This window comes from Altererythrobacter sp. CAU 1778 (assembly GCF_054482795.1).
The window spans coordinates 162,046-187,850 of record NZ_JBTLRP010000001.1; the positions used below are offsets into that span (position 1 = coordinate 162,046).

General features: G+C 63.2%; 19 protein-coding genes. 12 read left to right on the forward strand and 7 right to left on the reverse strand.

All coding sequences use genetic code 11. From position 1 onward, the window contains the following. Window positions 1–49 precede the first annotated feature (49 nt). Genes ACXYN8_RS00755 through ACXYN8_RS00765 form a run of 3 tightly spaced genes read left to right on the forward strand, consistent with a single transcriptional unit; the run spans window position 50 to window position 2,426 of the window. Complete coding sequence (locus ACXYN8_RS00755) at window positions 50–916, forward strand: DUF6683 family protein (RefSeq protein WP_458887360.1); 867 nt, start codon at window positions 50–52, stop codon at window positions 914–916. Beyond that, window positions 916–1,263: a hypothetical protein gene (locus ACXYN8_RS00760; protein ID WP_458887361.1), complete on the forward strand. Its 348-nt coding sequence runs from the start codon at window positions 916–918 to the stop codon at window positions 1,261–1,263. The genes ACXYN8_RS00755 and ACXYN8_RS00760 overlap by 1 nt, the downstream gene beginning before the upstream one ends. Further along, the gene (locus ACXYN8_RS00765) at window positions 1,263–2,426 is read left to right on the forward strand and encodes a DUF6683 family protein (RefSeq protein ID WP_458888874.1); all 1,164 of its coding nucleotides are present in this window, start codon (window positions 1,263–1,265) and stop codon (window positions 2,424–2,426) included. Before ACXYN8_RS00760 ends, ACXYN8_RS00765 begins: the two co-directional genes overlap by 1 nt. Before the next feature lie 112 nt (window positions 2,427–2,538). Here the strand turns inward: ACXYN8_RS00765 and rplL are convergent, their stop codons facing one another. The 6 genes from rplL to ACXYN8_RS00795 all read right to left on the reverse strand — a co-directional run bounded on the left by rplL (window position 2,539) and on the right by ACXYN8_RS00795 (window position 5,163). After that, complete coding sequence (gene rplL, locus ACXYN8_RS00770; RefSeq protein ID WP_458887363.1) at window positions 2,539–2,916, reverse strand: 50S ribosomal protein L7/L12; 378 nt, start codon at window positions 2,914–2,916, stop codon at window positions 2,539–2,541. An 83-nt stretch (window positions 2,917–2,999) separates the two neighbouring features. Next, a complete protein-coding gene (gene rplJ, locus ACXYN8_RS00775) occupies window positions 3,000–3,515 on the reverse strand; it encodes a 50S ribosomal protein L10 (protein ID WP_458887365.1) in 516 nt (171 codons plus the stop codon). Window positions 3,516–3,833: 318 nt separating this feature from the next. Further along, entirely contained in the window at window positions 3,834–4,163 is a 330-nt protein-coding gene (locus ACXYN8_RS00780; protein WP_458887366.1) for a hypothetical protein, read from the reverse strand. Window positions 4,164–4,246: 83 nt separating this feature from the next. Beyond that, window positions 4,247–4,468: a helix-turn-helix domain-containing protein gene (locus tag ACXYN8_RS00785; protein ID WP_458887367.1), complete on the reverse strand. Its 222-nt coding sequence runs from the start codon at window positions 4,466–4,468 to the stop codon at window positions 4,247–4,249. Continuing rightward, the gene (locus ACXYN8_RS00790; RefSeq protein ID WP_458887368.1) at window positions 4,468–5,013 is read right to left on the reverse strand and encodes a DUF2975 domain-containing protein; all 546 of its coding nucleotides are present in this window, start codon (window positions 5,011–5,013) and stop codon (window positions 4,468–4,470) included. The genes ACXYN8_RS00785 and ACXYN8_RS00790 overlap by 1 nt, the downstream gene beginning before the upstream one ends. A gap of 18 nt (window positions 5,014–5,031) precedes the next feature. Continuing rightward, entirely contained in the window at window positions 5,032–5,163 is a 132-nt protein-coding gene (locus ACXYN8_RS00795; RefSeq protein ID WP_458887369.1) for a hypothetical protein, read from the reverse strand. A 364-nt stretch (window positions 5,164–5,527) separates the two neighbouring features. On the opposite strand from ACXYN8_RS00795, the gene rpoB reads away from it, so the two are divergent. The 6 genes from rpoB to gltX all read left to right on the forward strand — a co-directional run bounded on the left by rpoB (window position 5,528) and on the right by gltX (window position 18,784). Beyond that, complete coding sequence (gene rpoB, locus ACXYN8_RS00800) at window positions 5,528–9,712, forward strand: DNA-directed RNA polymerase subunit beta (RefSeq protein WP_458887370.1); 4,185 nt, start codon at window positions 5,528–5,530, stop codon at window positions 9,710–9,712. Window positions 9,713–9,772: 60 nt separating this feature from the next. Beyond that, window positions 9,773–14,086, forward strand: a complete 4,314-nt coding sequence (gene rpoC / locus ACXYN8_RS00805) for a DNA-directed RNA polymerase subunit beta' (protein ID WP_458887371.1) — start codon at window positions 9,773–9,775, stop codon at window positions 14,084–14,086. Window positions 14,087–14,172: 86 nt separating this feature from the next. Continuing rightward, a complete protein-coding gene (locus ACXYN8_RS00810) occupies window positions 14,173–14,961 on the forward strand; it encodes a hypothetical protein (RefSeq protein WP_458887372.1) in 789 nt (262 codons plus the stop codon). Between the two features lie 61 nt (window positions 14,962–15,022). Further along, on the forward strand, window positions 15,023–16,678 hold the full coding sequence (locus ACXYN8_RS00815) for an NAD+ synthase (protein ID WP_458887373.1): 1,656 nt from the start codon (window positions 15,023–15,025) through the stop codon (window positions 16,676–16,678). A 7-nt stretch (window positions 16,679–16,685) separates the two neighbouring features. Then, window positions 16,686–17,411, forward strand: coding sequence for a hypothetical protein (locus ACXYN8_RS00820; RefSeq protein WP_458887374.1), 726 nt, complete (start codon window positions 16,686–16,688; stop codon window positions 17,409–17,411). A gap of 20 nt (window positions 17,412–17,431) precedes the next feature. Beyond that, window positions 17,432–18,784 carry a glutamate--tRNA ligase gene (gene gltX, locus ACXYN8_RS00825; protein WP_458887375.1) on the forward strand — a complete coding sequence of 451 codons (1,353 nt, stop codon included), beginning with the start codon at window positions 17,432–17,434 and terminating at the stop codon, window positions 18,782–18,784. Between the two features lie 68 nt (window positions 18,785–18,852). Here gltX and ACXYN8_RS00830 read toward each other — a convergent pair whose 3' ends face one another. After that, window positions 18,853–21,162 carry a TonB-dependent receptor gene (locus ACXYN8_RS00830; RefSeq protein WP_458887376.1) on the reverse strand — a complete coding sequence of 770 codons (2,310 nt, stop codon included), beginning with the start codon at window positions 21,160–21,162 and terminating at the stop codon, window positions 18,853–18,855. A 250-nt stretch (window positions 21,163–21,412) separates the two neighbouring features. On the opposite strand from ACXYN8_RS00830, the gene ACXYN8_RS00835 reads away from it, so the two are divergent. The 3 genes from ACXYN8_RS00835 (at window position 21,413) to ACXYN8_RS00845 (ending at window position 25,803) form a co-directional block, all read left to right on the forward strand. Next, window positions 21,413–24,838 (forward strand): CheR family methyltransferase, encoded by a 3,426-nt coding sequence (locus tag ACXYN8_RS00835; RefSeq protein WP_458887377.1) that lies wholly within the window; start codon window positions 21,413–21,415, stop codon window positions 24,836–24,838. 11 nt (window positions 24,839–24,849) lie between these two features. Continuing rightward, the gene (locus ACXYN8_RS00840) at window positions 24,850–25,212 is read left to right on the forward strand and encodes a response regulator (protein ID WP_458887378.1); all 363 of its coding nucleotides are present in this window, start codon (window positions 24,850–24,852) and stop codon (window positions 25,210–25,212) included. 69 nt (window positions 25,213–25,281) lie between these two features. Next, complete coding sequence (locus ACXYN8_RS00845) at window positions 25,282–25,803, forward strand: PAS domain-containing protein (protein ID WP_458887379.1); 522 nt, start codon at window positions 25,282–25,284, stop codon at window positions 25,801–25,803. Window positions 25,804–25,805 lie beyond the last annotated feature (2 nt).

A 25,805-nucleotide genomic window follows, 5' to 3' on the forward strand; every position in this document is an offset into this window, starting at 1 on the left:
GGCGGCCTATGCTGCCCCCGTCGCCTTCGCAGCCAATTACAGGTGCTATATGAAACACCGCTACTTCCTGGCTGCCGTCTGTGGACCGGTCGCATTGATGGCGGTTCCAGCATTGGCTCAGGACTTCTTCGGCCACATCATCTCAGGTGCGACCGGGAACGATCCCATCGGAACTGCGCTGCGGGATTCAAATTCCGTCCCCGATGTGGTCCTGAATGAAACCCCGGGACCTGCCGCCAGTGGCGCGCCGTCACTCGATTATCGTCGCGACAAGCGCCGAACGCGCCAGAACCTGGCAGAATTCGTCGAGCGGACGGCAGCGACAGACAAGGCCGCCGCGAGGGAGCTCGAAAAACTGTTTGCCTTTCAACCCAATATTATGGACGAGATCGGCGGCGTGATGCAGTCCTACGGGCTCGATCCCGCCAACGTCGCAGACGCCTACGCTCTATGGTGGATGTCGGCATGGCTGGTCGCCAACCAGCGTCAGGATACGCCGACCAAATCGACTTTTGCGGCGGTGCGCGATCAGGCGCGCAATGCCTTTGCCGCCACCCCCGGCTTTGCCGAGGTGGACGATGCCGGGAAACAGAAATATGCCGAGGCTCTGATGTTGCAGGCGGCCTTGCTGAACACTGCGCTCGAACAATCGGCGAACCAGCCGGAGATGCTCGCCCAGCTGGCGCAGGCAGCGAAACAGGGCGCGCTCGCCAGCGGGCTCGATCTCAACACGATGGTCCTGACCGAAAACGGCTTCGTCCCGCGCGAAGGTGCCGATGCGTCGGATGAGCGCAATGTCAGCCTTGCGACCGAACAGACCGATGGAGCGGCAACGTATCTAGGCCTGGCAGTCGTCGCCGGAGCAGGCATCGCGGTGGCATTTTTTGTCGGTCGGAGTTTCGGAAAAACGGGCTGATGCGCGCAATACTCGCTATCGTTGCGCTGCATCTTTTGCTCGCTACTCCTGCACACGGCCAGGACATGGATGGCGCATTTATTTCATCCGGTATCGCCAATGCTAACATCGAAGCTGCCACGCAGAGTGTCGAGGAAATCGTCGCAGACCCTTCTGCCGTCGACGCGACTGAGCAAGTTGCCGACCTCGATTTCAGCTACGACCGGCGGCGTACATCGCGCAATCTGTCAGGGTTCGTCGAGCGGACGCGGGAGAGGGATACCGCTGCCGCCGACGACCTCCAGCGGCTTTTTTCCACCCAGCCGGACATTGTGGCCCAGATGGGCGGGGTCATGCGCCAGTGCTGATGGCTTTGGCTTCGATCATTGGCGATAAACTGAACGCCAAGGCAAGCCAGGTGCAATCTCTGGCCGGTCAAATCACCGATAAGACACCCGACAAGACCGCGAAATTTGGTGCCGCATCTCAGGAGTTCGGCATCAAGATGAACGCGACGAACAAGGCGATCAAATCTCTCGGCGAAGGTCTATCGACCATAGCTCGTAAGAGGCGACGTCGCAAAGGTATCGATCTGGGCAGGGCGCAATGTTATGCTGCGCCCTGTTTTACTGTCAGCGGGGGTGATCTGATGGGTCGCGATTCGCGCCATATGAGCCGCCTCGTCAGGGCAGTCGTCGTCATCGGTTTTATTGCGACCGGCTCTTTCGGTTACGCGCAAGTTTTTGACATGGGCGTGCTGACGAACACTGTTTCGATTGACCACGTCACGCAGCAAGAGGCGGCGTGGGCGGCAAGCGATCAGGTTTTTGGCGGCAGCGCGGATGTGCCAGACCGTAATCCAGCAGACGTTTTGAACTTCCGAACATTACCTCAACGTACCAGCACTAACCTTGCCACCTTCGTCGCGAAAACACGCGAACCTGCCAAAGCTGATCTCGCCCGCCTTTTTGCATCACAGCCCGACCTGATCGACGAGATCGGCGGCGTGATGCAGTCCTACGGGCTTGATCCCGCCAACATCGCAGACGCCTACGCTCTATGGTGGATGTCGGCATGGCTGGTCGCCAACCAGCGTCAGGATACGCCGCCTGCAGCGACCATCGCTGCGGTGCGTGATCAGGCGCGCAATGCTTTTGCCGCGACGTCCGGCTTTGCCGAGGCGGACGATGCCGGGAAACAGCAATATGCCGAGGCGCTGATGGTGCAGGCGACCTTGCTGAATACTGCGCTCGAACAATCGGCGAACCAGCCGAAGATGCTCGCTCAGCTGGCAGAGGCAGCAAAAAAGGGCGCGCTCTCCAGCGGGCTCGATCTCAACACCATGGTGCTGACCGAGCAGGGCTTCGTCCCGCGCGAGGGGGCCGATGCGTCCAGTGTTTCGCCTGAAGACGCGCCCGCGCTCGCCAGCACGCAGGCTGACGCGGTCAGCCCGGCGACCTACGCCGCGGCGGGGGCGCTCGCCACACTGGCGCTGGGCGGAGCATTCTGGCTTGGAAAGCGAAGCGGCTGAGTTGGCCAAGCCGATTTGGTGCTGAAAGTAAAAGGGCGCCACCATTGCTGGTGACGCCCTTTCGCAATCCGTGACGGATCGAAGCGTAAGCGCTGGGGCTTACTGAGCCCAATTACTTGAGTTCAACCGTACCGCCAGCTGCTTCGATCTTGCCCTTCACTTCTTCGGCTTCCGCCTTGTTCACGCCTTCCTTGAGCGGCTTCGGCGCGCCTTCGACCAGCGCCTTGGCTTCGGTCAGGCCCAGGCCGGTAATCGCGCGGACTTCCTTGATGACCTGGATCTTCTTGCCACCGTCGCCCGTCAGGATGACGTCGAATTCGGTCTGCTCTTCAGCAGCCGCATCACCGGCGCCGCCAGCGGCGGGACCAGCAACGGCAACAGCAGCGGCGGCGCTAACGCCCCACTCTTCTTCCAGCGCCTTGGCAAGCTCGGCGGCTTCCATGACAGTCAGCTTCGACAGTTCTTCTACAAGCTTGGCTACGTCGGCCATGATGTATCACTCCATTAGATCGGGGCATCAGCGCCCCGGTATGTTTCGTTTCGTATGCTTCGAACCGCTTGCGCCTGAGAAATTCAGGCAGCGTCCTTGGCGCCATAGGCACCGAAGACGCGGGCAAGCTTGGCCGCGGGCTCGTTGACGACGCGGGCGATCTTGGTCGCCGGCGCGTTGATGAGACCCACGATCGTGCCACGCAGCTCGTCGAGGCTGGGCATCGAGGCCAGCGACCTCACACCTGCTTCGTCGAGCACCTGCGCGCCCATGGAACCGCCGACGATTTCGAGCTTCTCGTTCGTCTTGGCGAATTCGACTGCAGCCTTGGCGGCGGCAACCGGGTCCGTGGAATATGCGATGGCCGTCGGGCCTTTCAGATATTCCTCGATACCGGCGTAGTCGGTGTCCTTCAGGGCGAGCTTGGCGAGGCGGTTCTTCGCGACCTTGTAGGACGCACCGGCTTCGCGCATCTTCGAGCGCAGATCGGTGGACTGGGCCACCGTCAGGCCGAGGTTGCGGGTCACGACGACCACGCCTGCCTCTTTGAAGACATCGCTGAGCTGGGCGACCGAATCGGACTTTTGCGAACGATCCATGCCATACTCCTTCACTAATGGCCGAACGCCTTTGGAGGGCGAACGACCGGCTCACGTTTCCCGCGGCGCTGATGCACCGGGGGCATTGGTCCGCGTCTGGGGAAGGAGGTGCGTGACGCATCACGCCGATCTGCTGGGCCTGCAAAAGGCCCGGCGAAAATCTCGTTTCCCCGTCTAGGCTGCAAATTAAGGTCGGGCAGATCCCGGCCAGCAGCTGTCTCGGACGGATGAACGGACAAACCAAAAAGGCCCGCCGTTCTGTGGCGGGCCTCTAAGGGTTTTGCTTTCCGAGTCAAGCTCGGCTTGCGTGCGGACAGATCAGTCGATCGCGTCGCGCTGTTCCTGCTTGGCTTCGGCCGAAGCTTCGAGACGGTCGGCGGCGGCTTCGTCGTAATCCTCGACGCGGTCGGCCATTTCTTCGTCCATCTCGGCGCTCGTATCGAGGGCCTTGGCGCGTTCTTCTTCGGTCATGGCCGCCTCTGCGGTGCCGGCAGCGCCTTCGCCCATGGTGCCTTCCATCGAGGAATCGGCCATGCCAGTGTCTTCGGCTTCCATCGTCGCGTCAGCGGTTTCGGTTTCGGCCGGTTCGCTGTTGCAGGCGGCCAGCGCGAGCGTTGCGGGAAGGGCGACGAGAATGATCTTCTTCATGTCTTTTCTCCTTTGCCCCGACGAACTGCGCCGGGAGGTTATGCCACAAAATCGCCATATTCGCGCTAAGTTCCCGCAGCGCTTCATTCTGCGCCAGAACGTTCCGCTTCATAGCCGAGCAGATCGCCCGGCTGGCAGTCGAGTTCGCGGCAGATTGCCTCCAGCGTGGAGAAGCGCATCGCCTTGGCCTTGCCGGTCTTGAGGATCGACAGGTTGGCGAGGGTGAGGCCCACGCGTTCCGCCAGTTCGGTCAGAGTCATGCGGCGTTCGTGCAGCAGGTCGTCGAGTTTGACGTTGATCGGCATCACACGGTTCCTTCCAGCTCTTCGCGCATTTCGGTGCCCTTGCGGAACACGCGGGCGAGGATGAAGAGGATGACGACGAGCAATATGCCTGAAATATCCACGCTCCCGTCGGACGAGATATCCACATTATCCATCTCGTCGGCCACTTGCGCCAGGATCAGGCCGAGCGCCGTCGCCGGAATGAACAGCAATTGCACGGCCAGCATCAGCCACGCCATGATATTGAGCCGCCTGGCGTTTTCAGGCTGGAACGGATCGCCTTCGCCCACCGTGCCGATGATGCGGCGCAGCTTGTCGAAGAAGAAGAACAGCAGCGCCACTATGGCGAGTCCGACCAGCAGGATGCCGATCAGTGCGGGGTAGAAGCCAGCCGGAGCAGCCTCTCCGATCTTGCCGGATATCTCGGCGAGGATCCTGCCCCGCCCGAACAGGGCAGCGAGGATGACGAGCGCCAGGATCGCGCCGCCTAGCGCCATCACCCCTTGCAGGAAGATGGCGACGGCCTTTGCGAACAGCAGCAGCGGATCTTTGAGTGCGGTTTTCATGGGACTGTTCTCCATCGGTCAGGCGAGCAGCGGGGCGGCGGCGTAGGTGCCCGCCGCTGCTGGTGGAACTTCGATCAGCGCCGACATGCTGGTGAGCGCAATGACGACAGCGGCGAGCGCCGCGACGATGTTGTTGCTGTAACGGGCCATTTATCGATATCCTTGATTGGCAATATCGATATTCAATATGGCGAGTCGGTCTTATTGTCAAACGATAATATCGAAAAACAATATTCGGGGTATCGTTCTGCGGTATAGCGCAATTGCGTTGGTCCGATCGTCGCACCGGTTGACCAGTGGCGCCGCGAATCCTATATGGCTTTTCACATCCGGCACCGATCGAGACAGGAAGCGACTTCGCGCAGCGCTTCATCAGGATGATCGGCCTGCCGGCCTCACGACGCCTCATAGAGCCGCCGCCTCCCGGATCAGGGAGGGCGATCGCGGCTTTTCGCATGTCGTGAGCACCCCCGCGCCAGAACATGAATTCGAAACGCGAAGGCGACATATTTCCATGGCGACTCAATCCAAGGCTTCCGTTCCCGCGACCGGTACGAAGAAGCGCCGCATCCGCAAGATCTTCGGCGACATCCACGAAGTGGTGGAAATGCCGAACCTGATCGAGGTGCAGCGCGAGAGCTACGAGCAGTTCCTGCGCTCCGATCCGGCGATCGATTACGTGTCCGGCCTTGAGAAGACCCTGCGCAGCGTCTTCCCGATTCGCGACTTCGCCGGCACGGCCGAGCTGGACTTTGTCCATTACGAGCTTGAGCCGCCGAAGTACGACATTACCGAATGCCGCCAGCGCGGCATCACCTATTCCGCTCCGATGAAGGTCACGCTGCGCCTGATCGTGTTCGAGGTGGACCAGGAAACCGAAACCCGCAGCGTCCTCGATATCAAGGAGCAGGACGTCTACATGGGCGACATGCCCCTGATGACGGGCAACGGCACCTTCATCATCAACGGCACCGAGCGCGTGATCGTGTCGCAGATGCACCGTTCGCCCGGTGTCCTGTTCGACCATGACCGCGGCAAGACCCACTCCAGCGGCAAGTTCCTGTTCGCCGCGCGCGTCATTCCGTACCGCGGCAGCTGGCTCGACTTCGAATTCGACGCGAAGGACATCGTCAACGTGCGTATCGACCGCAAGCGCAAGCTGCCGGTCACCGCGCTGCTTTACGGCCTCGGCCTCGACGCCGAGGACATCCTCGCGCACTTCTACGACACGGTGACCTGGGAACGCGCGTCGGGCAAGGCGGGCGAAGGCTGGAAGATCGCCTTCAATCCCGAGCAGTGGCGCGGCCAGAAGCCGACCTTCCCGCTGGTCGATGCCAAGACGGGCGAGGAAATCTTCCCCGCCGGTCAGAAGATCAGCCCGCGCGCTGCCAACAAGGCGGAAAAGGACGGTCTCAAGACCCTGCTTATTCCGACCGAGGAAATCTTCGGCCGCTACGCCAGCGTCGACCTGATCGACGAGAAGACCGGTCGCATCTACATCGAGGCGGGCGACGAAGTTTCGCCTGAGAACCTCGAGAAGCTGGACAATGCCGGGGTCGACAAGCTCGAACTGCTCGACATCGACCACGTCACTACCGGCCCGTGGATCCGCAACACGCTGAAGGTCGACAAGGCCGAGAACCGCGAGGAAGGCCTCGAGGCAATCTACAAGGTCATGCGTCCGGGCGAACCGCCGACGAAGGAAACCGCAGAAGCCCTGTTCGAAGGCCTGTTCTTCGACAGCGATCGCTACGACCTGTCCGCCGTGGGTCGCGTGAAGCTGAACATGCGCCTCGACCTCGATGCAGAAGACACGGTCACCACGCTGCGCAAGGAAGACATCCTCGCCGTGGTGAAGGAACTGGTCGACCTGAAGGACGGCAAGGGCGAAGTCGACGACATCGACAACCTCGGCAACCGCCGTGTGCGTTCGGTGGGTGAGCTGCTGGAAAACCAGTACCGCGTCGGCCTGCTGCGCATGGAACGCGCGGTGAAGGAGCGGATGTCGAGCGTCGACGTCAGCACCGTAATGCCGAACGATCTGATCAACGCGAAGCCCGCCGTGGCTGCCGTGCGCGAATTCTTCGGCTCCAGCCAGCTTTCGCAGTTCATGGATCAGACCAACCCGCTGTCGGAAGTCACCCACAAGCGCCGCGTTTCGGCGCTCGGGCCGGGCGGTCTTACCCGTGAGCGTGCCGGCTTCGAAGTCCGCGACGTTCACCCGACGCACTACGGCCGCATCTGTCCGATCGAAACGCCGGAAGGCCCGAACATCGGCCTGATCAACTCGCTGTCGACCTTCGCCCGCGTCAACAAGTACGGCTTCATCGAGACGCCGTACCGTTCGGTGAAGGACGGCAAAGTCTCGGGCGACGTGACCTACCTTTCCGCCATGGAAGAGCAGAAGCACACCGTCGCGCAGGCCTCGGCCGACACCGACAAGGACGGCATATTCATCGAGGAACTCGTCTCGACCCGCCAGAACGGCGAATTCGTGATGGCCCCGAACGAGCAGGTCACGCTGATGGACGTCAGCCCCAAGCAGCTCGTCTCGGTCGCGGCATCGCTCATTCCGTTCCTGGAAAACGATGACGCCAACCGCGCACTGATGGGCTCGAACATGCAGCGTCAGGCCGTGCCTCTGGTGCGCGCCGAGGCGCCGTTCGTCGGCACCGGCATGGAAGAAACCGTGGCGCGCGATTCGGGCGCGGCGATTTCCGCCACGCGCGGCGGCATCGTCGACCAGGTCGACGCCAGCCGTATCGTGATCCGCGCCAGCGGCGAAGTCGACGAAGGCAATCCCGGCGTCGACATCTACACGCTGCAGAAGTTCCAGCGCTCCAACCAGTCGACCTGCATCAACCAGCGTCCGCTGGTGAAGGTGGGCGACATCATCGAGACCGGCGACATCATCGCCGACGGTCCTTCGACCGATCTCGGCGAACTGGCACTGGGCAAGAACAGCCTCGTCGCCTTCATGCCGTGGAATGGCTACAACTACGAAGACTCGATCCTGATCAGCGAACGCATCGTGAAGGACGACGTCTTCACCTCGATCCATATCGAGGAGTTCGAAGTCATGGCCCGCGACACGAAGCTGGGTCCGGAAGACATCACCCGCGACATTCCCAACGTCGGCGAGGAAGCCCTGCGCAACCTCGACGAAGCGGGCATCGTCTACATCGGCGCCGAAGTGCATCCGGGTGACATTCTGGCGGGCAAGATCACGCCGAAGGGCGAAAGCCCAATGACGCCGGAAGAGAAGCTGCTGCGCGCCATCTTCGGCGAAAAGGCCAGCGACGTGCGCGACACCTCGCTTCGCCTGCCGCCCGGCGTCGCCGGGACGGTCGTGGATGTTCGCATCTTCAACCGCCACGGAATCGAGATCGACGATCGTACCCGCGCCATCCAGAACGAGGAGATCGAACGCCTCAAGAAGGATAGCGAGGACGAGCGCAACATCCTCAACCGCGCCACCTACAATCGCCTGCGCGACATGCTTGTCGGCCAGACCGCCAGCGCGGCGCCGAAGGGCGTGAAGAAGGGCAGCGAGATCACCGACGAGGTGCTCGACGGCGTGGAACGGCACGAGTGGTTCAAGTTCGCGGTTGCGGACGACAGCCGCCAGGCCGGTCTCGAAGCGATCAAGGGCCAGTACGACGAGGCGATCAAGGCCATCAAGGACAAGTTCGACGACCGCAAGGAGAAGCTCGAACGCGGTGACGAACTGGCACCGGGCGTGCTCAAGATGGTCAAGGTCTTCGTCGCGGTGAAGCGCAAGCTGCAGCCGGGCGACAAGATGGCCGGACGCCACGGCAACAAGGGTGTGATTTCGCGCATCCTTCCTGCCGAGGACATGCCCTTCATGGAAGATGGCACGCCGGTCGACATCGTGCTGAACCCGCTGGGCGTGCCGAGCCGCATGAACGTCGGTCAGATCTTCGAAACCCACCTCGGCCTCGCGGCGCGTGGTCTGGGCCAGCAGGTCACCGAAGCTCTCGAGGAATGGCGTCAGGCCAACCCCGATCCGGAAAAGGCCAAGGCGCCTACCGCCGTGATCGAGCGTCTGGTCGACATCTATGGCGAGAACTACGCCGACGACATCCAGTCGCGTTCGACCGACGAAATCGTCGAGCTGGTCGGTCACCTGCGTCACGGCATTCCGATGGGCACACCGGTGTTCGACGGTGCGCGCGAGGCGGACGTGTCGGCCATGCTGGAAAAGGCTGGGCTCGATTCCTCGGGTCAGGTCACGCTGTTCGACGGCCGTACCGGCGATGCGTTCGACCGCAAGGTGACTGTGGGCTACATCTACATGCTGAAGCTGCACCACTTGGTGGACGACAAGATCCACGCGCGTTCGATCGGCCCCTACAGCCTCGTCACCCAGCAGCCGCTGGGCGGTAAGGCGCAGTTCGGCGGTCAGCGCTTCGGCGAGATGGAGGTCTGGGCGCTGCAGGCATACGGCGCGGCCTACACCCTGCAGGAAATGCTGACGGTGAAGTCCGACGACGTGGTCGGCCGCACCAAGGTGTACGAAGCGATCGTCAAGGGCGACGACGCCTTCGACGCCGGCATCCCGGAAAGCTTCAACGTGCTCGTCAAGGAAATGCGCAGCCTCGGCCTCAATGTCGAACTCTCCAGCTTCACCGATGGTGACGAAGAGGGCGACGACGGCATGCAGATCGCGGCGGAGTAGGGGGCGCCACGCCTCCTCCCGCTTCCGCCTGTGAGAAATTACCCGAATGGGATTTAAGTCATGAATGAACTGACCAAATTCACCAACCAGCTCTCCAAGCCGGAGACCTTCGACCAGATCCAGATCGGCATCGCTTCGCCGGAACGCATCCGCTCGTGGTCGTTCGGCGAGATCAAGAAGCCCGAGACGATCAACTATCGCACGTTCAAGCCCGAGCGTGACGGCCTGTTCTGTGCGCGCATCTTCGGTCCGGTGAAGGACTACGAGTGCCTGTGCGGCAAGTACAAGCGCATGAAGTACAAGGGCGTCGTGTGCGAAAAGTGCGGCGTCGAAGTGACCGTGACCAAGGTCCGCCGCGAGCGCATGGGCCACATCGAACTGGCCGCGCCGGTCGCGCACATCTGGTTCCTCAAGTCGCTGCCGTCGCGCATCGGCCTGCTGCTCGACATGCAGCTCAAGCAGCTCGAGCGCGTGCTGTATTTCGAAAGCTACATCGTCACCGAACCCGGCCTGACGCCGCTGGAGAAGTTCCAGCTGCTGACCGAGGACGAGCTGCTCGACGCGCAGGACGAATATGGCGAAGACGCCTTCACCGCCGACATCGGCGCCGCGGCGGTCAAGACCATGCTCATGGAACTCGACCTCGAGCGTGAGCGTGACGATCTGATGGAAGAGCTTGAGACCACCAAGTCCAAGCTCAAGCCCGCCAAGATCATCAAGCGTCTGAAGGTCGTCGAAAGCTTCATCGATTCGGGCAACCGCCCCGAATGGATGATCCTCGAAGTCGTGCCGGTCATCCCGCCCGAATTGCGCCCGCTGGTGCCGCTGGACGGTGGCCGCTTCGCGACCTCGGACCTCAATGACCTCTATCGCCGCGTCATCAACCGCAACAACCGCCTGAAGCGCCTGATGGAACTGCGTGCGCCGGACATCATCGTCCGCAACGAAAAGCGCATGCTTCAGGAATCGGTCGATGCGCTGTTCGACAACGGTCGCCGTGGCCGCGTCATCACCGGCGCCAACAAGCGTCCGCTCAAGTCGCTGTCCGATATGCTCAAGGGCAAGCAGGGCCGCTTCCGCCAGAACCTTCTCGGCAAGCGCGTCGACTATTCGGGCCGCTCGGTCATCGTGACCGGTCCGGAACTCAAGCTGCACCAGTGCGGCCTGCCCAAGAAGATGGCGCTCGAGCTGTTCAAGCCGTTCATCTACGCCCGCCTCGACGCCAAGGGTCTGTCGATGACCCTGAAGCAGGCGAAGAAGTGGGTCGAGAAGGAACGCAAGGAAGTCTGGGACATCCTGGATGAAGTCATCCGCGAACACCCGGTCCTGCTGAACCGCGCACCGACGCTCCACCGCCTCGGCATTCAGGCGTTTGAGCCCGTGCTGATCGAAGGCAAGGCGATCCAGCTGCACCCGCTCGTCTGCTCGGCCTTCAACGCCGACTTCGATGGTGACCAGATGGCCGTCCACGTGCCGCTTTCGCTGGAAGCCCAGCTCGAAGCGCGCGTGCTGATGATGTCGACCAACAACATCCTCTCGCCCGCCAACGGCAAGCCGATCATCGTTCCTTCGCAGGACATGGTGCTGGGCCTGTACTACCTCTCGATGGACCGCGAAGGCGAGCCGGGCGAGGGCAAGGTGCTGGCCGACATCGCCGAAGTGCACCAGGCGCTGGAAGTGGGCGCGGTGACGCTCCACTCGAAGATCCACACCCGCGTTCCGCAAACGAACGAAAGCGGCAAGGAAGTCATGGTTCGCGTGGAAACCACGCCGGGCCGGATGCTGATCGGCGAGTGCCTGCCCAAGAGCCACACCGTGCCGTTCGACGTCGTCAACCGCCTTCTCACCAAGAAGGAAATCGGCGACGTGATCGACCAGGTCTATCGCCACACCGGCCAGAAGGACACGGTGCTGTTCGCCGACGCCATCATGGTGCTGGGCTTCCGTCACGCCTGCCGTGCGGGCATCTCGTTCGGCAAGGATGACATGATCATCCCGCACGAGAAGGACGGCCTGATCGAGGAAACGAAGGCGCTGGTTGCCGATTACGAGCAGCAGTACCAGGACGGCCTGATCACCCAGCAGGAAAAGTACAACAAGGTGATCGACGCGTGGAGCCGTTGCGGCGACACCGTGGCCAACGCCATGATGGACAAGATCAAGGCGCGTCCGAAGGACGATGACGGCCGCGAGGCGCAGATCAACTCGATCTACATGATGAGCCATTCGGGTGCGCGTGGTTCGCCGGCGCAGATGAAGCAGCTTGCCGGTATGCGCGGGCTGATGGCCAAGCCGTCGGGCGAGATCATCGAAACGCCGATCATCTCGAACTTCAAGGAAGGCCTGACCGTCCTCGAATACTTCAACTCCACCCACGGCGCCCGCAAGGGCCTGGCGGACACGGCGCTCAAGACGGCGAACTCGGGTTACCTGACCCGCCGCCTCGTCGACGTGTCGCAGGATTGCGTCATCGTGGAGAACGACTGCAAGACCAAGAACGCGCTGGAAATGCGTGCCATCGTCCAGGGCGGCTCGGTTATCGCCTCGCTGGGTGAGCGCATTCTCGGCCGCACCACGGCGGAAGACATCGTCAACGTCGCGACCGGCGAAGTCATCGTGAAGGCGGGCACGCTGCTCGACGAACCGATGGTCGCCGAGATCGAGGCTGCCGAAGTCCAGCAGACCAAGATCCGTTCGCCGCTCGTCTGCGAAGCGGAACAGGGCGTCTGCGGTACGTGCTACGGCCGTGATCTTGCCCGCGGTACGCCGGTCAACATCGGCGAGGCTGTCGGCGTGATCGCCGCGCAGTCCATCGGTGAACCCGGCACCCAGCTGACGATGCGGACGTTCCACATCGGCGGCGCGGCGCAGGTCAACGAAACCTCGCACCTCGAATCGATCAGCGACGGTACGGTCGAATATCGCGACATGCCGACCATCACCGACAAGCGGAACCGCCGCCTGTCGCTCGCCCGCTCGGGCGAGATGGTGGTGATCGATCCCGAAGGCCGTGAACGCGCCATCCACAAGGTGCCTTACGGTACCGTGCTGATGTTCGAACACGGCTCCAAGGTGAAGGAAGGCGATCGTCTGGCAGAGTGGGATCCGTTCTCGCTGCCGATCATCACCGAAACTGCGGGTATCGTGCGCTATCAGGATCTTGTCGAAGGCAAGACACTGGAAGAGCGTGTGGACGACGCCACCGGCATCGCGCAGCGCGTGGTGACGGAGCTTCAGGCTCGCGGTTCCAAGAAGGACGATCTGCGTCCGCGCCTCACCCTGATGGGCGACGAAAGCTCGGGCAAGAAGGGCGACGATACGGAGGCCGCGCGCTACATGCTGGCGCCGGGCACCACGCTCTCTGTCGAAGACGGTCAGCAGGTCGAAGCGGGCGACATTCTCGCTCGTGCCAGCCGCGAAGCCGCCAAGACCCGCGACATCACCGGCGGTCTGCCGCGTGTTGCCGAGCTGTTCGAAGCACGTATTCCGAAGGACAATGCGATCATTGCCAAGATTTCCGGCAAGATCGAATTCGTCCGCGAATACAAGGCCAAGCGCAAGATCGCGATCATCCCCGAGGAGGGTGAACCCGTCGAGTACCTGATCCCGAAGACCAAGGTCATCGACGTTCAGGAAGGCGACTTCGTGAAGCAGGGCGATACGCTGATTTCCGGCTCGCCCAACCCGCACGACATCCTCGAAGTCCTGGGCGTGGAAGCGCTGGCAGAATACCTCGTGGCCGAGATCCAGGAAGTGTATCGACTGCAGGGCGTGAAGATCAACGACAAGCACATCGAGGTGATCGTTCGCCAGATGCTGCAGAAGGTCGAGATCACCGATGGCGGCGACACCACGCTGCTGCCGGGCGAACAGGTCGACTACGCGGAAATGAACGAAACCAACGCCAAGCTGGCGAAGGGCAAGCGCAAGGCGCAGGGCAAGCCGGTGCTGCTGGGCATCACCAAGGCCTCGCTCCAGACGCGTTCGTTCATCTCGGCGGCGTCCTTCCAAGAAACGACCCGCGTGCTCACCCAGGCTTCGGTCGAGGGCAAGAAGGACACGCTGATCGGCCTGAAGGAAAACGTCATCGTCGGCCGTCTCATCCCCGCCGGTACCGGCGCGGGCATGAACCGGGTGCGCATCGCCGCATCGGGCCGCGACGCCGCGATCCGTGCCGAATGGAAGAAGACGCAGGAAGCTCTGGTCGCTGCCAACACGGCGGAAGAAGAGCACGCAGCCGAACTCGCGCAGGGTCCGGAAGCGGCGCTGGGCGACGATCCGCTGGCGCGTGTCGAGGGTGAAACCCACGGCACCGATGCCGACGCCGGCGATTACCTGCAGACCAGCGACGAAGGCGCAGCGACCGAGGAATAATCCGCGGTTCAGCCTGACTGGCATTCAAGGGCCCCGGACGAGAGTATCGTCCGGGGCCCTTTTGCATTCAGGACAGGAGAGACGCGGTGGTGAAGTTCGGTCCGGCATTCGCATCGGTCGTTTTGCTGGGATGTTCGCCGGTGGAGCAGTCTCCGGCTGGAGAGGCACCGCAGCAGGCCAAGCCGGCCGAGGAGCGTTCGCTCGCCGGCACTTACATGGTCATCTACGTCAACGAGGCGGAGCCGGTGATCGGGATTGAAGGTTCGGACCCGACCGTTACGATCGGCGCCGACCGCATCAATTTCGTCTCGCAGTGCATCTACGACGACTGGTCTTACACCCGTCAGGGCGAGAGCATCGCCACTGGCCCGTTCAACTATGGCGAATCCGTCGCCATGTGCGCCCGCTCCCTCGCGCCGGGCGAAGAAGCAATCAGCGCCGCGTTCGACCGGGCGGACACGGTACGCTTCGTGCGTTCCGGCCTGTGGTTCTCCGGCCCCGGCGGCACGGTGCAACTGAAGCGCATACCGTCCGCCGAGGAGAAGGCATCCCGCTCGGCCGACCTCACCGGTGCATGGACCGTCGAATCCATTGATGGAAAGGCTCTCTCCAACGATTTGCCGGTCGAGGCCGACTTCGAACAGATCTGGTGGGAGCCGGGGTGCGCGGGCCAGTCGGTTAGCTATTCCATTGATGGCGTCACGTTCCGTCTCGCCCCACGAGAGGCGCCGGATATGGTCTGCGAAATCGGCTTCCCGCCGGAGGTTCCGCAAATCTGGGAGGCTATGGCCGCGTCAAACACCATCGAATGGGTCAATCCGGCCAGCGTCGTCATCCGCGGCGGCGGGAGGAGCGTCGTGCTGATCCGGCGATAAGCGCGCTGCCAGCACCGCTTAGGCGTTGCGCGGGTCGCGGCTTCACGGCATCACCGCCCCCATGACCGATACGCTCTCGATTACGCTTGCCCAATTGAACCAGCGCGTCGGCGACATCGCCGGCAATGCCGCACAGATGCTGGAAGTGAGGAAGGGCGCGGGCAAGACCGATCTCGTCGTGTTCCCCGAAATGCAGCTGATCGGCTATCCGCCCGAAGACCTCATCCTGAAGCCCGAAATCGTCAATCGCGCTGCTGCCGAGCTGGAAGCGATGGCGCGCGCCACCAACGATGGCGGCCCTGCCATGCTGGTCGGCAGCGCCTTCGTGCGCGATGGGGCCCTGCACAACGGCGTCGCCCTGCTCGACCAGGGCAAGGTGGTCGCCACCCGGTTCAAGTACGAACTCCCCAATTACGGCACTTTCGACGAAGGGCGGTTGTTCGTGCCCGGTCCATTGCCGGAGCCGGTGGGCTTCCGCGGCGCGTTGCTCGGCCTGCCAATTTGCGAAGACATCTGGCACCCCGATGTGTGTCGTCACCTCGCGGACTTCGGCGCAGGGATGTTCGTCTGCATCAACGGCAGTCCATACGAAATCGACAAGGACGAACTGCGGATCGAGGATGTCGCGCGCCGCCGTGCGATCGATACCGGCATCCCCATGGCCTATCTCAACCGCGTCGGCGGGCAGGACGAGTTGGTCTTCGACGGCGCGAGCTTCGTCATCAACGGCGACGGTTCGCTCGCCTGGCAGATGCGCGATTTCGAGGAACAGATCGCGGAGACGCGCTGGACCCGCGCCGGCGATGGCTGGGCCTGCGACCGGGGCGAGCTGCACCCGCTCTCCGAACATCCGGAAGACGTTTACAACGCCATGGTCCTCGCGCTGCGGGACTACGTGGAGAAGAACCGCTTTCCCGGCGTGGTGCTGGGCATGTCGGGCGGCATCGACAGCGCGCTGTGCGCTGCCATTGCCGCCGACGCGCTGGGCCCGGAGCGGGTGTGGGCGGTCATGCTGCCGAGCCGCTTCACCAGCCAGGCCAGCCTCGACCACGCGCGCGAATGCAGCGAGATGATCGGCTGCCGGCACGAGACCATTCCGATCCAGCCCGCGGTCGACGGCTTCGACGCGATGCTGGCAGAGGATTTTGCCGATGTCGAAGTCGATACGACGGAAGAGAACATCCAGTCGCGCATTCGCGGCGTGACGCTGATGGCGCTGTCGAACGAGTTTGGCCCGATGCTGATGACCACCGGCAACAAGAGCGAGATGAGCGTCGGCTATGCCACGATCTACGGCGACATGGCGGGCGGCTACAACCCGCTGAAGGACGCCTATAAGATGACCGTGTTCCGCCTCGCCGCGTGGCGCAATTCGCACCGCCCGAAGTTGGGACTGGGGAACGAAGGGGTGGTGATCCCGCCGGAAATCATTTCCAAGCCGCCCAGCGCGGAGCTGCGCCACGACCAGCGCGACGACGATTCCCTCCCGCCCTACGAGGTGCTGGACAAGATCCTCTACGGCCTTGTCGAGCAGGAAAAGAGCATCGACCAGCTTGTCTCGGATGGGCTGGACCGGGACACGGTGAAGCGGATCGAGCATTTGCTCCACGTCGCGGAATACAAGCGGCGACAGGCCCCACCGGGTGTGAAGCTGGGTACCAAGAACTTCGGCCGCGACCGACGTTATCCCATCACGCACAGCTTCCGCAGCGGATGAGCGCGGCATGACCAGCGCGGGCATGCCAGAGCCTGAGGGCGACCCGGACCGCCCCCTCTCCGACATGGAGCGACGGCTGTTCGGGGTCGATCCGCCCCCTCCGCCGCCGCCCGCCGATCTCGTCGCCCTGGCGCGAGACTTTGCCAATCGCGCGGAGCTGCGTTTCAAGGGGTTCCGGCAGGATTACGAGCGCGTCAGCAACGCGGCCACGGCGCTTCACAAGACCGGCGACATCACCAAGGCGCAGGCCATGCGGATATTCCTCGATGACGGTCACATGATCTCCATGCCGCTGATCGCGCGCTACATCGACGCGCGTGAAAGCGAACAGGTCGCCAACTGGCTGCGGGCGCGGGATGGCTTCCATTTCTCCAACTGGCTGGACGAACGCACCCGTATGGCGCTCGACGGCTTCGTCGCCAATGGGGAGGGCGCGCTGGCCGTGCAGCTGATCCGCCAGCATCTCCACAAGGTGATGGCGCGGACGAAGGACCAGTGGCGCGTCGCCGGGCGCAAGCAGCCAAAGAATCTCCCGCCGGAATATGTCGCGCAGTTCGAGGCGCAAAAGCTCGACGCGCTGGAGACGCTGCCCGGCCACATCGATATCGCGTTGTACGAGATTGCGGAGCTTCAGCCGTGGATCGACGCCCACGGGTCGGATGAGGATCGCAAGGCCATCACCGCCTATCGCGACGAAATCGCCAAGGTGCGCGCGCGCTTCAATCTCGCGTAGGAAAGCCTATAGGGGCGGGCATGAGTGTCATCACCCGTTTCGCCCCTTCGCCCACCGGGCGTCTTCATGTCGGCAACATCCGCACCGCGCTGCACAACTGGATGCTTGCCAAGCGCGCGGGCGGCAAGTTCCTGCTGCGGATCGACGACACCGACGCGGAACGCTCGCGGGAGGAATATGTCGAGGCGATCCGCGCGGACCTTGCTTGGCTGGGCCTGACCCCGGACGGGGAGGAGCGCCAGTCGCAGCGGTTCGCGCATTACGAGGCCGCGTTCGAGGCCCTGCGCGAAGCGGGACGCATATACTCGGCGTATGAGACCGCGCAGGAGCTTGAGCTCAAGCGCAAAATCCAGCTGGGGCGGGGACTGCCACCGATCTACGACCGCGCCGCGCTGGAAATGACCGAAGCGGAGCGCGCCGAGAAGGATGCCGAAGGTGTCGCACCGCACTGGCGTTTCAAGCTCGATCACGACGCGCCTATCGTGTGGGACGATGGTGTGCGCGGATTGCAGAAATTCGACCCTGCGCAGATGTCCGATCCCGTTGTGCGGCGCGCCGATGGCAGCTGGCTCTACATGCTGCCCAGCACGGTGGACGACATTGCAATGGGCGTTACGCAAGTGCTGCGCGGAGAGGACCACGTTTCGAATACTGCCGTGCAAATACAGATGTTTACCGCACTTTATGCTGCGGGTTTCGCTGCACAAAAACCGCTACCGGAATTCGCGCATGAAGCACTGCTCGTGGGTGCCGAGGGCAAGCTGTCGAAGCGGCTCGGCTCGCTGGGATGCGATGCGTTTCGCGAACAGGGTTACGAGCCGATGGCCATCGTTTCGCTGCTCGCGCGGCTTGGCACGAGCCAGCCGGTCGAGCCGTTTCTCGACCCTGCACCGCTGCTGGAGACATTCGACCTCTCGACCTTCGGGCGCGCCCCGGCGCGCTTCGACGAGGCGGAGCTGGCGCGGCTCAACGCGCAGATCGTCCACCAGCTGCCATTCGATGCAGTGAAGGGTTATCTGCCCGCAGGCTTCACGCCCGAGGCATGGCACGCCATCCGCCCCAATCTCGAAAAGGCGAGCGAGGTCATCGAATGGTGGCAGGTCGTCACCGGGCCGATCGAACCGCCTGCGTTCTCCGACGAGGACCGGGCCTTCCTGGCCGCGGCTGCGGAGGTGCTGCAATGGAACGGCGCGCCCTGGCAATCGCTGACCGGAACCCTGAAAGAGCGCACCGGCCGCAAGGGCAAGCCGCTGTTCCTGCCGCTGCGTCAGGCGCTGACCGGGCGCGACCACGGGCCCGACATGGCCGAACTGCTGCCGCTGATCGGCGAGGACGAGGCAAGGGCGCGCCTGTCCGCCGCTGCCTCCGCCTGAACCTTTGACCCCACGAAAAAGGGCGCCCCCGCGAGGGAGCGCCCTTTTCTGTGTCCGCAGTTCCGGGATCAGAACTGGAAGGTGGCTTCCACGCCGACCTGACGGCCCTTGCTGAGCGGCGAGAGCGTGCCGGCAGCCGGGTAGTAGTCGAACGGACGGTTCACGCCGTTCGACAGCGGTCCGCCGAAGGGCAGCTGCGTGTCGCCACCGACCTGCACTTCGTCGAGCAGGTTCTTGCCGTAGACCGACAGCGCCAGCCCATCGACGGGCGTGTTCCACGTGATGTTGGCATCGACGTTCACCGCGTCCTGGATGTAACCGAAGTTGTTGTCGGTGTAGGCGAACTCGTCGCGATACTGCAGGTTTGCGCGGCTGATGATCTCGCTGTTGCCGAGGTCCAGTTCGTGAATGAAGCCGAAGCCCCAGGTCATTTCCGGAACGCGCGGCAGGCGGAGGTCGAGGTCCGCATCGTCGATCACGCCATCGCCGGAAATGTCGAAGCGCACTTCGTCATAATTGTCGTCGATGAGGCCGATGTTGCCGGTGAACAGCAGGCTGGGCGACACGCGCAGGCGGGCCTCCGCCTCGACGCCGGTAATGGTCGCGTCGGCGGTGTTGAGAATGAACTGCGAGACGCCGGCGGTCGGCGAGCTCTGGTTCACTTCACGCTGCATGTCCGTGATCTTGGTGACATAGGCCGCGAGGTTGAGGGTCAGGGCATTGTCGACCGTCTGGAACTTGCCGCCGATCTCGTAATTGTCGACCTTTTCCTCGTCGAAGCTGAAGTTGCCGCCGGTGGCCGGGACAACGACGTTTTCGAAGATCGAAGCGCTGGTGATGCGGAAGTTGTAGCCGCCGCTGCGATAGCCGCGGGTCCAGTGGCCGTACACCTGGCCGGCATCGAATTCGTACTGCAGACCCAGCTTGGGCGACCAATTCGACCAGCTGTTGTCATCCGAGAAACCGTTGTTCTCGGTCGGAATGAACGGGTTGGTGCCGGTGACCGGGCAGGTCCCGTCGACCACCGAACAGGCCGGGCGCGGACGGATGTAGGTCACGTCTGCGCTCTTTTCCTCGCGGCTCCAGCGGATACCGGCGATGACGGACAGGGCATCGGTCAGGGCGAACTTGCCGTTGGCGAAGGCGCCGAGAACCTGATGGTCCTGCGCACCGCCGCCGTAGAAGGTCAGCGCGCTGAGCGGGGGCAGGTCACGTGTTTCGGTGTAGGCGATGTTCTGGTCGAACCAGAAGCCGCCGACCGTCAGGTCGAGCCGGTTCAGGCTGACGGCGTAGCGCAGTTCGTTCGAATACTGCTCCTGCTCCGTCTCAGTGCCTGAATGGAACAGGAAGAAGGGGGAGCTGTCGATGTCGCCCAGCGTTTCGGCCGAGTAGTTGCGATAGCCGAAGATGTTGGTCAGCGTGCCAGGGCCGACGTCGAGTTCGGCCTTGAGCGAGCCGGTCCAGATCTCGTTCTCGTACGAACCCTTCTCGTCGATGGCCATGTCGAAGCTGTCACGGTCGAAGAAGCCACGGTTCTGGCCGGACGGGCCGTCGCCTTCGCTGGTGAAGTAGTCGATCTTGCCGAGCAGGTTCAGCCCGCCGAAGCGGCCTTCCAGCGCGCCGCGCACGATCTTGGTTTCCGCCTCGCCGTGGTTCGTATCGTCGAACTGGTTGAGGAAGTAGCCATCGTCCTTGTTGTAGTAGCCGCCCAGCTTGAACAACAGCGTGTCGTCCACGATCGGGCCGGAAACCACGCCGCTGGCGGTGTAGTTGGAGCCGCCGCGACCGTCGTCGAGCCACGGGCCGTCGACCGAGGCGCGGAACTTGCCGGTGAAATAGTCGGTCGGGTTGCCGGTGTTGATCAGCACTGCGCCGCCGGTCACGTTACGGCCGAACAGCACACCCTGCGGACCGCGCAGGATTTCCACGCTGTCGAGGTCGAACAGGTCGAACACGACGCCGCCGTTGAAGCCCAGGTACACGCCGTCGACGAACACGCCCACGGTCGGGTCGATCGAGGGGATCGAGCTGTTGATGCCGAGACCGCGGACCGAGAAGTTCGCGGTGCCGCGGCTGGTGCCGACCTGGTCGAGGCTGACGTTCGGCGCGGAATAGGTCAGCGACTGGACGTCGCGCACCTTGAGCGCGTCGAGCGTCTCCGCGTTGAAGGCGGTGACGGCCAGCGCCACGTCCTGCACGTCTTCGGCGTCCTGCGTCTTGGTGCCGGTGACGACGATGACGTTCAGGCTGTCGAGCGCGCTGCCCCGCTGCGTTTCTGCCTCTGCGCTGGCTTCAGCGTCTTGTGCATGGGCTGCGAGGGGGGCTGCCATGCCTGCGCCCGACAGCGCGATCGCTGCCAGCGAAACTTTGCTAATCATGTCTGGTATCTCTCTCTCATTTCCGCCCGCCGGGAGGGGCCCGCGCAGACGGGCGTGGCGTCTAAAGGAGCGCAAGCGCCTTGCAAACCGCAGAGTTGCTAGCGTTTCCGCGTTTGCCTTAAAGTGTGACATTTCAGCATTGCGTCGCCGGGCACCAGAATGCCGCCGCGTTGTTTTGCCTAACATAGATGGCATTGTGCACCACGATGCCTGGCATTAGGACTAGCGTGATATCGAGAGACTTGATCCCATGACAGCCCAGCTTCCCATCGTCGGTGTCGGCGCCTCCGCTGGCGGGTTGGAAGCCTTGCGCCAGATGCTTTCGGAAGTGACGCCGGACGTCGGCATGTCCTTCGTGATCGTCCAGCACCTGGACCCGAACCACGAAAGCATGCTGGCCGAACTGATGACGCGTGCGTGCAAGCTGCCCGTGCGCCAGATCGCGGGCGGGGAGCGGGTCGATCCGGGGCAGATCTATATCATCCCGCCGGGGTTCCGGCTGGGCATCGCGAACGGCGTGCTGGAGCTTGAGGAGTTCGAACAGCCGCGCGGCCTGCGCCGGCCGATCGACGATTTCCTCGAATCCCTTGCGCTCGACCGGCACGAATGCGCGGCCTGCGTTATCCTGTCGGGCACCGGCGCGGACGGCACCATCGGGCTGCGCGCGATCAAGGAACACGGCGGGCTGTGCGTGGTGCAGGAACCCGACACCGCGCGGTACGACGGGATGCCGGTCTCAGCGGTCGGCACGGGACTCGTCGATTTCGTCAAGCCGCCCGAAGAGATCGTCGACACGCTGCAGCGCTTCTTCGACCGGCGGCAGGAAAGCGATTCCCGCGAGAAGGCGGCAGAGGTTGTCAGCACTCATATCGACGAGATGTGCGACACGCTGAAAAAGGCGATCGGTCACGATTTCGCCGGGTACAAGCGGTCTACGCTCGTGCGCCGGATCGAGCGGCGGATGCAGGTGCTGGAGATCCAGAAGCCCGACGAATATCTCGCCCGGATCCGCAGCGACGAGGACGAGTGCGAGGCGCTGTTCCGCGACCTGCTGATCAACGTCACCCGCTTCTTCCGCGACCCCGAATTCTTCGAGACGCTGCGCGAAAAGGTGATCGAACCGCTGGTGGAAAAGGCGACTCCGTCGCGCGAGCTGCGCATCTGGGTGCCAGGCTGCTCGAGCGGCGAGGAAGCCTACAGCATCGCGATCCTTTTTGCCGAGGCGATGCGCGGCCGGCAATTCCGCCCCATCGTGCAGATTTTCGCCACCGACATCGACGAACGGATGCTCGATATCGCGCGGGCCGGCAGCTACCCCAATGCGGCGCTGGCCGACATTCCAAGCAATCTGCGCGAGCACTACACCGTGGGCCACGACGGGCGTTTCGAGATATCGCCCAAGGTGCGCGACATGATCCGCTTCTCCTCGCACAGCCTGGTGAAGGATCCGCCCTTTTCGAAGGTCGATCTCGTCTCCTGCCGCAACCTGCTGATCTACTTCGGCGACCGCTTGCAGAAGCAGGTCTTCCCGATCCTGCATTACGCCATCCGTCCGGGCGGTTACCTTCTGCTCGGCCCGTCGGAGAGCATCGGGCGCCACGAGGACATGTTCGAGCCGGTCGACCAGAAGGCGCGGCTGTTCCAGCGCACCGATGGCCGATCTGTCTATCCGATCGACCTGCCGGCCAGCATCGATGCGCCTGCACCAAACCGGGCCCGCCCGGCTCGCGTTCCGCGCGAAAGGCAGCCCGACTGGGACGAGGACCTTCCCGTCCGCCGGATCATCGAACGCTATGCGCCGGCCAGCATGACGGTGGACGAGGCCGGCGAAATCCTCTCGTCCAGCGGGCGTCTCTCGAAGTATTTCGAATTTCCCAATCCCGGCGCGCGGCGCATCTACGCGCCGACCATCGCGCGTCAGGGCCTGCGCGAAAAGCTGTCGTCGCTGATGCGACAGGCGGTGGAAACGCGGCAGCGCGTGATCAGCCGCGACGTGTCCGTCCAGGCCGAGTTCGGCAGCCAGAAGGTCGACGTGATCGCCGATCCGTTGCCGGATGGCACGCTGCTGCTGGTGTTCCGTGACGCCGCCCCGTTTGAGCCGGGGAACGACGAGGACCTGATCGATCTCGGCCCGAGCGATTCCACCGTGCAGCAGCTGGAGGATGAGCTGCGGCTGACCCGTTACCGGCTGCGTTCCGCAGTCGAGGAACTGGAAACCGCGAACGAGGAGCTGAAAAGCTCCAACGAAGAAATGATGTCGATGAACGAGGAGCTCCAGTCCACCAACGAGGAGCTTTCCACGGTCAACGACGAGCTGAAATCGAAGGTTGACGAACTGACCGTCGCCAATTCCGACATGCGGAACTTCCTCGGCTCCACGCAGCTTGCGGTAATCGTGGTCGATGGCGACCTTCGGGTTCGCAGTTACACCGACGCCGCGACGGAAATCTATCCGCTCAAGCCGTCGGACAGGGGGCGGGCGCTGACGGAAGTGTCGAGCCGGATCGACGACGATCACATCATGGACGAAGTTCGCAGCGCCATGACCGGCAGCGATGTTTCGGCGCGCACCGTTACCTCTCGCGACGGCAGCCAGCACTGGTCGCTACGGGTCCTGCCGTACCGCCTGAAGGACGGAACCGTCGAAGGGGCGACGCTGGTCTTCACCGATATCTCCGACGCGCTGGCGATGCAGTCCGAACTCGAATCGGAACGGCGTCGGCTCGAATTGGCCGTTCGCGTCGCGCGGATCGGGGTGTGGGAATACCACATCAAGACCGGGGTGACCGTGCTCGACGCGACGGAGCTGGAGCTGATGGGCCTGGAAGGGGAGCAAACCCACGATATCGAGCGGCTGCTCGAACGTGTGCATCCTGACGATCGTTCACGGGTCGAGGCGTCGCTGCGCCGCGCCATCGCTGGCGAGAGCGATTACGAGGCCAGCTTCCGCATCTGCCTGTCCGACGGGAAGACCCGCCACCTGCGCGGCCTGGGCCGGCTGGTCGAGGATGGGAACGAGCGCGGCAAAAAGAGGCTGATCGGCGTCACTTACGACGTCAGCCCCGAAGCGCAGCTTGCCGAACAGCGCGAGTTCCTGCTGCGCGAAATGAACCACCGGGTGAAGAACCTTTTTGCAGTGATTTCCAGCCTCGTGTCGGGTGCCGCCCGCACGTCCGATACGCCGCGTCAGCTTGCCGACGAAGTCAGCCACCGCATCCGTGCGCTGGGTCGCGCGCACTCGCTCAGCCAGCAGCCCGGCGACCAGGAAGTCGATCTGGAGGGCCTCGTGCGCGGGTCGCTCGAAGCGCATCTGAACAGCGGTGCCATCGCGATCGAAGGGCCTTCGGTGGCAGTTCCGATCGAAGCGATCACGCCGCTGGCCCTGATCCTGCACGAGTGGACGACCAACTCCGTCAAGTACGGCGCGCTCGGCCAGGACGATGGACATTTGTTAATTTCGTGGAACCGGGTGACAGGCAACGGCGTTCGAATTGCGTGGACGGAAACCGGCACCTCCGCCGCGCCTGAAGGCGACGGCAGCGGAGGCTTCGGAACTCGTCTCGTAAGCTATTCCGCGCAGCAGCTAGGCGCAAAGATCGAATATCCGGAGACCGGGCAGGGATGGACCGCAACGATAGACCTGGATCTGGAACCGGTGGGTGTCCAGCCGAACTAGCCCAGCGAAAAGTGCTGATCGCCGAAGATGAGGCGATCGTGGCCATGAACCTGTGCGACATCGTGGAAGATCTGGGCGGCGAAGTGGTCGGTCCGTTCGCCCGCGTCGCGCAATGCATAGCCGCGCTCGACGAAGGGCTGCCCGATCTCGCCATTCTCGACCTGCGGCTGGAGGACGGCAGCAGCATCGCCGTCGCGGAGAAGCTGGCAGGCCACAACATCCCGATCGTGTTCCATTCGGGGCACATGGACGACAACGAATGGCAGCCGCAGCCGGAAGACACGCCGGTCTATTATTGCAGCAAGCCATGCCCCAGCTCCGATCTCGAAGCCGCCTTGCTCGCCGGAGTGCAGCAGGCGCATACTTCTGCATGATCGGACTGGTCAGAGGAACGGACCATCAGGGAAGCTGACGCATTCGCCGCGACCGAGCTGGCCCGATACATGGACCAGGCGCGCATCGCGCTGACGATCTCCAGCTGCGCGATCGAGGATCAGCCGCTGATCTACGTCAATCAGCGCTTCTGCGACCTGTCGGGTTACGCCGCGGAAGAGATCATCGGCCAGAATTGCCGTTTTCTGCAGCAGGACCTGCGCAGTCAGGACGCGCGCTTCCGGATGCGCCGCTTCATCACCGGCGAAACCAGCAAGCGGCAACTGCGTTGCTCGCTGGTCAATTTCCGCAAGGACGGATCACCCTTCGTCAATCTCGTCTACCTCTCGCAGATCGCGGGGGAGGATGGGAAGACGCGTTACATTTTCGCCTCGCAATTCGACGCCACGGCGCGCGCTCCCGAACAGCTGGCGGAGTATGACGAGGATCTTGCCAAGGCGCATACGCGGGTCGGCCGCTTCATGCGCGACCAGAACATGATCATGGATCAGTCGATAGACCTTCTGGCCAGCGCCGCGGCCAATATCGCGCAGACCAAGCTTACCCTGAACGAGCTGACCAGGGCGGGTTGAGC

Bases quoted from the DNA above. Each gene is read 5' to 3' on its own strand.
- rplJ (WP_458887365.1), bottom strand. From the start codon at position 3,515: ATGGATCGTTCGCAAAAGTCCGATTCGGTCGCCCAGCTCAGCGATGTC.
- ACXYN8_RS00765 (WP_458888874.1), top strand. From the start codon at position 1,263: ATGGCTTTGGCTTCGATCATTGGCGATAAACTGAACGCCAAGGCAAGC.
- ACXYN8_RS00795 (WP_458887369.1), bottom strand. From the start codon at position 5,163: ATGGCCCGTTACAGCAACAACATCGTCGCGGCGCTCGCCGCTGTCGTC.
- ACXYN8_RS00790 (WP_458887368.1), bottom strand. From the start codon at position 5,013: ATGAAAACCGCACTCAAAGATCCGCTGCTGCTGTTCGCAAAGGCCGTC.
- ACXYN8_RS00835 (WP_458887377.1), top strand. From the start codon at position 21,413: ATGACAGCCCAGCTTCCCATCGTCGGTGTCGGCGCCTCCGCTGGCGGG.
- ACXYN8_RS00760 (WP_458887361.1), top strand. From the start codon at position 916: ATGCGCGCAATACTCGCTATCGTTGCGCTGCATCTTTTGCTCGCTACT.
- ACXYN8_RS00780 (WP_458887366.1), bottom strand. From the start codon at position 4,163: ATGAAGAAGATCATTCTCGTCGCCCTTCCCGCAACGCTCGCGCTGGCC.
- rplL (WP_458887363.1), bottom strand. From the start codon at position 2,916: ATGGCCGACGTAGCCAAGCTTGTAGAAGAACTGTCGAAGCTGACTGTC.
- rpoC (WP_458887371.1), top strand. From the start codon at position 9,773: ATGAATGAACTGACCAAATTCACCAACCAGCTCTCCAAGCCGGAGACC.
- rpoB (WP_458887370.1), top strand. From the start codon at position 5,528: ATGGCGACTCAATCCAAGGCTTCCGTTCCCGCGACCGGTACGAAGAAG.
- ACXYN8_RS00785 (WP_458887367.1), bottom strand. From the start codon at position 4,468: ATGCCGATCAACGTCAAACTCGACGACCTGCTGCACGAACGCCGCATG.
- ACXYN8_RS00820 (WP_458887374.1), top strand. From the start codon at position 16,686: ATGACCAGCGCGGGCATGCCAGAGCCTGAGGGCGACCCGGACCGCCCC.
- gltX (WP_458887375.1), top strand. From the start codon at position 17,432: ATGAGTGTCATCACCCGTTTCGCCCCTTCGCCCACCGGGCGTCTTCAT.
- ACXYN8_RS00755 (WP_458887360.1), top strand. From the start codon at position 50: ATGAAACACCGCTACTTCCTGGCTGCCGTCTGTGGACCGGTCGCATTG.
- ACXYN8_RS00830 (WP_458887376.1), bottom strand. From the start codon at position 21,162: ATGATTAGCAAAGTTTCGCTGGCAGCGATCGCGCTGTCGGGCGCAGGC.
- ACXYN8_RS00815 (WP_458887373.1), top strand. From the start codon at position 15,023: ATGACCGATACGCTCTCGATTACGCTTGCCCAATTGAACCAGCGCGTC.
- ACXYN8_RS00845 (WP_458887379.1), top strand. From the start codon at position 25,282: ATGGACCAGGCGCGCATCGCGCTGACGATCTCCAGCTGCGCGATCGAG.